This window comes from Sphingomonas sp. (genome assembly GCF_013812825.1).
Classification (GTDB): Bacteria; Pseudomonadota; Alphaproteobacteria; order Sphingomonadales; family Sphingomonadaceae; genus Sphingomicrobium.
On the sequence record NZ_JACCSU010000092.1, the window covers coordinates 1 to 6,906 of the forward strand.

Annotated in this window: 9 protein-coding genes; all 9 read left to right on the top strand. The window is 69.9% G+C overall.

The features are described from left to right. The coding region (locus H0T81_RS12000; protein ID WP_294013521.1) for an energy transducer TonB at positions 1–325 on the top strand (325 nt) is incomplete at its 5' end. A 121-nt stretch (positions 326–446) separates the two neighbouring features. Further along, positions 447–767, top strand: coding sequence for a hypothetical protein (locus tag H0T81_RS12005; protein ID WP_294013523.1), 321 nt, complete (start codon positions 447–449; stop codon positions 765–767). A gap of 29 nt (positions 768–796) precedes the next feature. After that, positions 797–1,783, top strand: coding sequence for a bifunctional diaminohydroxyphosphoribosylaminopyrimidine deaminase/5-amino-6-(5-phosphoribosylamino)uracil reductase RibD (gene ribD / locus H0T81_RS12010; protein WP_294013524.1), 987 nt, complete (start codon positions 797–799; stop codon positions 1,781–1,783). A gap of 64 nt (positions 1,784–1,847) precedes the next feature. Continuing rightward, entirely contained in the window at positions 1,848–2,477 is a 630-nt protein-coding gene (locus tag H0T81_RS12015) for a riboflavin synthase (protein ID WP_294013527.1), read from the top strand. Between the two features lie 43 nt (positions 2,478–2,520). Further along, on the top strand, positions 2,521–3,816 hold the full coding sequence (ribB, locus tag H0T81_RS12020) for a 3,4-dihydroxy-2-butanone-4-phosphate synthase (RefSeq protein WP_294013529.1): 1,296 nt from the start codon (positions 2,521–2,523) through the stop codon (positions 3,814–3,816). Between the two features lie 4 nt (positions 3,817–3,820). Further along, positions 3,821–4,243 (top strand): 6,7-dimethyl-8-ribityllumazine synthase, encoded by a 423-nt coding sequence (gene ribH, locus H0T81_RS12025; RefSeq protein WP_294013532.1) that lies wholly within the window; start codon positions 3,821–3,823, stop codon positions 4,241–4,243. 142 nt (positions 4,244–4,385) lie between these two features. Further along, positions 4,386–5,219, top strand: coding sequence for a DMT family transporter (locus H0T81_RS12030; RefSeq protein ID WP_294013535.1), 834 nt, complete (start codon positions 4,386–4,388; stop codon positions 5,217–5,219). 6 nt (positions 5,220–5,225) lie between these two features. Further along, positions 5,226–5,885, top strand: coding sequence for a COQ9 family protein (locus H0T81_RS12035; RefSeq protein ID WP_294013538.1), 660 nt, complete (start codon positions 5,226–5,228; stop codon positions 5,883–5,885). Positions 5,886–6,047: 162 nt separating this feature from the next. Beyond that, positions 6,048–6,906: cytochrome c (locus H0T81_RS12040; protein WP_294013541.1), on the top strand; the 859-nt coding region annotated here is incomplete at its 3' end.

Consider the following 6,906-nt stretch of genomic DNA (forward strand, 5'->3'; position numbering starts at 1 on the left):
GCCCGTGCCGCAGCCGGGGCTCGACCCGGCGCCCAGCGCGCCGGTGCGCGTCGGTCCGCGCTTCGCCACTCCGGCCGATGCCGTTCGGCCGCCCTACCCGGCCTCCAAGATCGCCAGCGACGAGGAGGCGGTGCTCAAGCTCAAGCTGTCGATCGACCCGCGCGGCCGAGTGGTCGCGGTCGAACCGGTCGGCCGGGCCGATCCGGCGTTCCTCGCCGCCGCCCGCCGCCATCTGCTCGCCCACTGGCGCTACAAGCCCGCGACCGAGGACGGGCGGGCGATCGCCTCCGCGACCGTGATCACCCTGCGCTTCGAGCTCGACTGACGGCCCCGACAGGCCGTCATGCTGAACTTGTTTCAGCATCCATGGGTACAGGGGCTGGATCCCGGATCAGGTCCGGGATACGGCACTAGCGGTCCGGAACCGCCAGTCCTATCTTGCCGCCATGTCCTGGTTTCCAAGTCCGGTCAGCCCGCGCGCCGCATTGGCCGACTTTCGCGCCTTCCTTCGCCACCGCGAGCGCGAGCACTGGATCGGCGCCGCGCTCGCCGTGCTGGTGACGATGATCATCGTCATCGAATTCTTCGTCGACTCGCAGATCAACACCGCGCCGCCGCCGCGGATGGTCTACGTCGAGCAATGGAGAGCCGACCGAACCGACGCCGAGATCATCGCCGACCAGAAGAAGCACCAGGCGGAAAAGGAGGCGGCGGCCAAGGAGCGGCAAAGGCAGTTCCAGAAGCTCGAGAAACAGCTCGGGATGTGAGCCAGGCCCGGGGCAATGGGGCTCGCTTCATGGCCGAGGCGACCGCGCTCGGCGAGGCGATGCGCGGGCGAACGGCGCCCAACCCCAACGTCGGCTGCGTGATCGTCTCAGAGGGCGAGATCGTCGGCCGCGGGGCGACCCAGCCGGGCGGGCGGCCGCACGCCGAGGCCGTCGCGCTGGAGCAGGCGGGGCGCAAGGCCGCCGGATCGGACGTTTACGTGACCCTCGAGCCGTGCGCGCACGACAGCCCGCGGGGCCCCGCCTGCGCGGACCTCCTCGTCGCCGCCAAGCCGGCCCGGGTGACGATCGCGCTCAAGGACCCCGACCCGCGCACCGCCGGCAAGGGCATCGCACGCCTGCGCGAGGCCGGAATTACGGTCAAGCTCGGCGCCGGCCGCGCGGCCGCCAAGGCTTCGCTGGCCGGCTATCTCACCCGGACCAGCCTCGGGCGGCCGCGGGTCACACTGAAGCTGGCTCTGTCGATCGACGGCAAGATCGCGATGCCGTCGGGCGAGAGCAAATGGATCACCGGCGAGGACGCGCGCGCCCACGTCCATCTCGAGCGCGCCCACTCGGACATGATCCTGGTCGGCCGCGGCACCTACCTCGCCGACACTCCCCGGCTCGACGTTCGCCTTCCGGGCCTCGAGGACCGCTCGCCGAGGCGGGCGTTGCTGACCCGGGGGGAGGCGGTCGACGGCTGGGAAATCCTGCGTTCCCCGCAAGATGTCTACCGGCTTCATGACGTCAACGACCTGCTGGTCGAAGGCGGCTCGGCGACGGCGACCGCGTTCCTCGCCGAGGACCTCGTCGACCGCATCCTGATCTACCGGGCGCCGATCATCGTCGGCGAAGGCAAGTCCTCGTTCGGCTACGTCGGGCTCGACGGAATCGCCAGCGCCCACGGCCGCTGGCGCTCGGGCGACGGTCGCGCGCTCGGGGTCGACCGGCTCGAAGTTTACGAGCGGGTGCGGGAGGGCGATGGTCCCTCGACTGCGCTCGGGACGAACGGCTAAGGGGAAATCCAACCCGTTCGTGTCGAGCGAAGTCGAGACACGCACGCCCGGCACAAGGAGCAATATGTTCACCGGGATCACCACCGATGTCGGCACCGTCCGCAGTGCCGAGCAGCGCGGCGACCTTCGAGTCGCCATCGCCTGCGGCTACGACATGGCCACCGTCGACCTGGGAGCGTCGATCGCCTGCTCGGGCGTGTGCCTGACGGTGGTCGACAAGGGCCCAGAGGGCGAAGACTCCTGGTTCGCGGTCGACGTCTCGGGCGAAACCCGGTCGCGCACCGCGCAAGGCCTGTGGAGCGAAGGCAGCCGCCTCAACCTCGAGCGCTCGCTGCGCGTCGGCGACGAGCTCGGCGGCCACATCGTCGCCGGCCATGTCGACGGGGTCGCCGAAGTGACCAGCGTCACGCCCGAGGGAGGCTCGTCGCGCATCGAGCTGCGAGCGCCCGACGGCCTTGGCCCCTATATCGCGCGCAAGGGCTCGATCGCGATCGACGGAGTCTCGCTGACCGTCAACGACGTCACCGATGCCGAGGACGGCTCGCCCCGTTTCTCGGTCAACATCATCCCGCACACGGCCAGGATCACCACCCTGGCCGACATCGCCGTCGGACGACAGTTGAATGTGGAAATCGACGTGATCGCCCGCTATCTCGAGCGAATAATGGTTAGCAGAGCACATTCCACGGCATAGGTTTCAGCTTGCCATCACATTGTAGTGTGATACTGAGCCGGAAATGAGCACCACCCTGATCGAGCGGCTGAGCGCCGTCATCGCAACCGGCGAAGTGAGCCGCGCCGCGCTCGCCCGAGCCGCCGGCCTCCACCCCAATTCGCTGCGCAAGCTCGGCTCCCCCGACTGGAACCCGACCGCCGACACCCTCGGCCGACTGGAAAAACTGCTCCAGCGCGGCAACACCAACGTCCTGGTCGGCGCCGAGGCGATCATCGACGAGGCGCGCAACGGGCGGATGTTCATCCTGGTTGACGACGACGACCGCGAGAACGAGGGCGACCTGGTGATCCCGGCGCAAATGGCGACTCCGGACGCGATCAACTTCATGGCCCGCCACGGCCGCGGCCTGGTCTGCCTGGCGCTCACCAAAGAGCGCGTCGAGGCGCTGGGACTGCAGCCGATGGCGGGCTCGAACCGAAGCCGCAACATCACCGCCTTCACCGTCTCGATCGAAGCCCGGGAGGGCATTTCGACCGGGATCAGCGCTGCCGACCGCGCCCGAACCGTCGCGGTGGCGATCGATTCCGCCAACGGCCCAGACGCTCTGGTTTCACCGGGGCACGTGTTCCCGCTGGTCGCGCAGCCCGGCGGAGTGCTGGTCCGCGCCGGCCACACCGAGGCCGCGGTCGACGTCGCCCGCCTCGCCGGGCTCAACCCGTCGGGCGTCATCTGCGAGATCATGGGCGAGGACGGCAGCATGGCCCGCCTCGACGATTTGATGGGCTTCGCCGCCGCTCACGGGCTCAAGATCGGCACCATCCGCGATCTCATCGCCTATCGCCTCAAGAAGGACCACATGGTCGAGGCGGTGGCCTCGACCGGATTCACCGCCCGCAGCGGCGCCCAATGGCAGGCGCAGGTGTTCCGCGACAAGGCGACCGGCGCCGAGCAGCTGGCGATGGTCCACGGCGCCATCGACCCGGACAGGCCGGTGCTGGTGCGGATGCACAGCCTCGACCTGTTCGCCGACGTGCTCGGCGAGTCGAGCGAGCGCTCGGGCCTGCTGCAGGGCGCGATGGCGATGATCGAGGCCGAGCGCGCCGGAGTGATCGTCGCCCTTCACGCCGCCTCGCCCGGATCGCTGTCGCGCGCCACCGACCTCCGCTCGGGCAAGCCGCCGGAGAGCAGCGAGGCGGGCGGCGAGGCGCTTCGCAACTACGGCATCGGCGCCCAGATCCTCGCCGCGCTCGGGATCCACGAGATGGTGCTCCTGACCAACACCCACCATTCGCCGGTCGCCTTGTCCGGCTACGGGCTGGCGATCGTCGAGGAACGCCCGATCGCGACCGGGAGCTGAGGCCGTGGCGACCATCCTGATCGTCGAGGCGCGCTTCTACCCGCACCTCAACGACCTGCTTCTGGCCGGTGCGCGCTCGGCGATCGAGGCCGCCGGCCACGGCCACGAAACCATCACCGTCCCGGGCGCGCTCGAGCTGCCGGCGGCGATCGCGCTGGCGGCGCGCAGCGGGCGCTTTTGCGCCTTTGTCGCGCTTGGAGTCGTGATCCGCGGCGAAACCTTTCACTTCGAGGTCGTCGCCCAGGAGAGCGCCCGCGGCCTGCTCGCTCTGACGCTCGACGGCTTTTCGGTCGGCAACGGCATCTTGACCGTCGAGAACGAGGCCCAGGCGCTGGTCCGCGCCGATCCCGCCCAGGGCGACAAGGGCGGCGACGCGGCCCGCGCGGCGCTCGCCCTGTTCGAGCTGGAAAGACAATACGCGCCATAACTGGATTGCTTCGTCGCTGCGCTCCTCGCAATGACGGCCTCCATTCTCGTCATTGCGAGCGAAGCGAAGCAATCCAGTGCCGGACACGACGAACAAAACTTACCCGTTCGCCTTCGCCGCTCTGCTAATCGGCAGCTGCTCCTTGGCGTTCGGTCCGTGGCTGGTGCGCCTCGCCGGAGTCGGCCCGGTCGCGGCCGGGTTCTGGCGGCTGGCGCTGGCGCTTCCGTTCCTGTTCCTGATTGCCCGGGTGATCGGCCCGCCGGTGCACTGGCCCAAAGGCGCGCTCGTCATCCTGACCGCGTTCGCCGGCTTCTTCTTCGCCGCCGATCTCGCCGCCTGGCACACCGGCATCCACATGACCAAGCTCGGCAACGCGACCCTGTTCGGCAACATCTCGAGCTTCGCCTTCGCCGCCTGGGGGCTGTGGCTCGCGCGCCGGCTGCCGTCGGCGCTGCAGTCGGCCGCCCTGCTCCTCGCCGCCGTCGGGGCCGCTTTGCTGATGGGCGGCAGCGCCGAGCTGTCCGCGCGCCACCTGCGCGGCGACCTGTTCGCGCTGGCCGCGGGCCTCCTCTACACCGGCTATCTGATCGCGGTCGAACGGGGACGTGGGCAGCTCGACGCGCTGCCGCTGCTGTTCTTGGCGAGCGCGTTCGGGGCGGTGATGCTGCTGCCCTTGTCGCTGGCGCTGGGCGAGCGGCTGATCCCCGGCGACTGGACCCCGGTGCTGCTGCTGGCGCTCGGCAGCCAGGTGCTCGGCCAGGGGCTTCTGGTCTATGCGATCGGGGCTCTGCCGCCGCTGGTGGTCGGCCTCGCCTTGCTCACCCAGCCGGCGATCTCGGCGTTGATCGGCTGGGTCGCCTATCGCGAAACCCTGTCGCCCCTTGACTGGCTCGGAGCGGCGGCGATCGCGCTGGCGCTGGTGCTCGTGCGGCTTCCCGACCGGGGCTTGCGCGAGGCGGAAGAGCGGCCCACCTAGCCGGTTATGGACCCGATCGACGAGCCGAGTCCCCTCGAACAGCTTCGCCGGCGCCTTGCCCTGGCGGTCGGCGAGAATGCCGTGTTCGACGGCTGGTCGCGCGCCGCGGTCGATACGGCCGCCGACCGGCTCGGGATCGATCGCGCCCAGGCGCGCCTGGCAATGCCCAAGACCCAGGCGGGAATGGTCGACGTCTACATCCAGGGCGTCGACCGGGCGCTCGAGGAGCATTTCACAGCCGAGCGGCTGGCCGGCCTCAAGATCCGTGAGAAGATCCGCTCGCTGGTCTGGAGGCGGCTCGAGATCATGGCCCCGGCGCGCGAGGCGATGCGCCGCGGGGTCGCGATCCTCGCCCAGCCGCAGAACCTGCCGCTTGGCCTTCGCATCGGCTGGCGCACGGCGGACTTGATGTGGCGCATCGCCGGCGACACCAGCACCGACTTCAACCATTACACCAAGCGGATGATGCTCGGCGGGGTCTATGCGTCGACCCTGCTGGCCTGGCTCGACGACAACAGCGAAGGATGGACCGAGACCGCCGGCTTCCTCGACCGGCGCATCGACGATGTGATGCGGATCGAGAAATGGAAAGCGCAGTGGCGCGGCTCGGACCGGCATCTGAGCGTCTCGCGGTTCCTCGGCCGGCTGCGCTACCCGCCCCGCTGAGCGTCCTACTGTTATTGATAATCATTCGCATCATGCTATGCGCGCGGTATGGCAAGAGCGAGCCTGCACAGCGTGGTTTGGGTGGCCTTGTTGTTGGGCACTCTCGCACCCGCATCGGCGACCATACGGACGACTCAAGGGCACGTAGAAACCACATGGCGGTTGCTCGATTACATCGCGGTTGACTATCGCGAGGCAGTCGCCGGGGGCCGCATTAAGAACCAGCTCGAGTATGACGAGATGGCCGAGTTTTCGGCCTCGGTCAGCGAACGGCTGAAGGCGCTCCCGGCCAAGCCGGCCAAAGCGCAGCTGTCTCTGGGCGCCGCCGCGTTGCGGCGGTCGATCGCGGCCAAGGCCTCACCCGACGACATCCATCGGCAGGCGCGCTCGCTCGCTTCAGCGCTGCTGGCCGCCTATCCCGTGCCGCTCGCGCCCTCCGAAGCGCCCGATCTCGCCCGAGGCGCCGCTCTGTACGCCCAGAATTGCGCGTCCTGCCACGGCTCCAACGGCGACGCCAAGGTGCCGGTCGCCAGGACCATGGATCCGCCGCCGATCGCCTTCACCGACCGCGCCCGGGCCCGCGAGCGCAGCCCGTTCGCGCTCTACCAGGTGATCGACCAGGGCCTCGAAGGCACGGCGATGACCAGCTTCCGCCACTTGTCCGAGCCCGACAAATGGGCGCTCGCCTTCCATTCCGCCCGCTTCGCCTACCCGCCGGCCCTCGCCGCCGAGGGCAGGCGCCTGTGGGAGTCCGACCCGGCCCTGCGCCGCCGAATCCCCGATCTCGAGGCGCTGGCCAGCCTGACCCCCGCGGCGCTCGCCGGCGAAATCGGCGAGGCGAGGGCGGCCGCGGTGATGGCCTATCTGCGCTCCAGTCCCGACGCTTTCGCCGCTCCGGCCGGAGCCGACACCCTGGCGCTGGCCCGCGAGCGGCTCCGGCAGAGCCTCGCCGCCTACGAGGCCGGGGACCGCGAGCGCGCCCGGGCGCTGGCCCTGTCGGCCTACCTCGACGGCTTCGAGC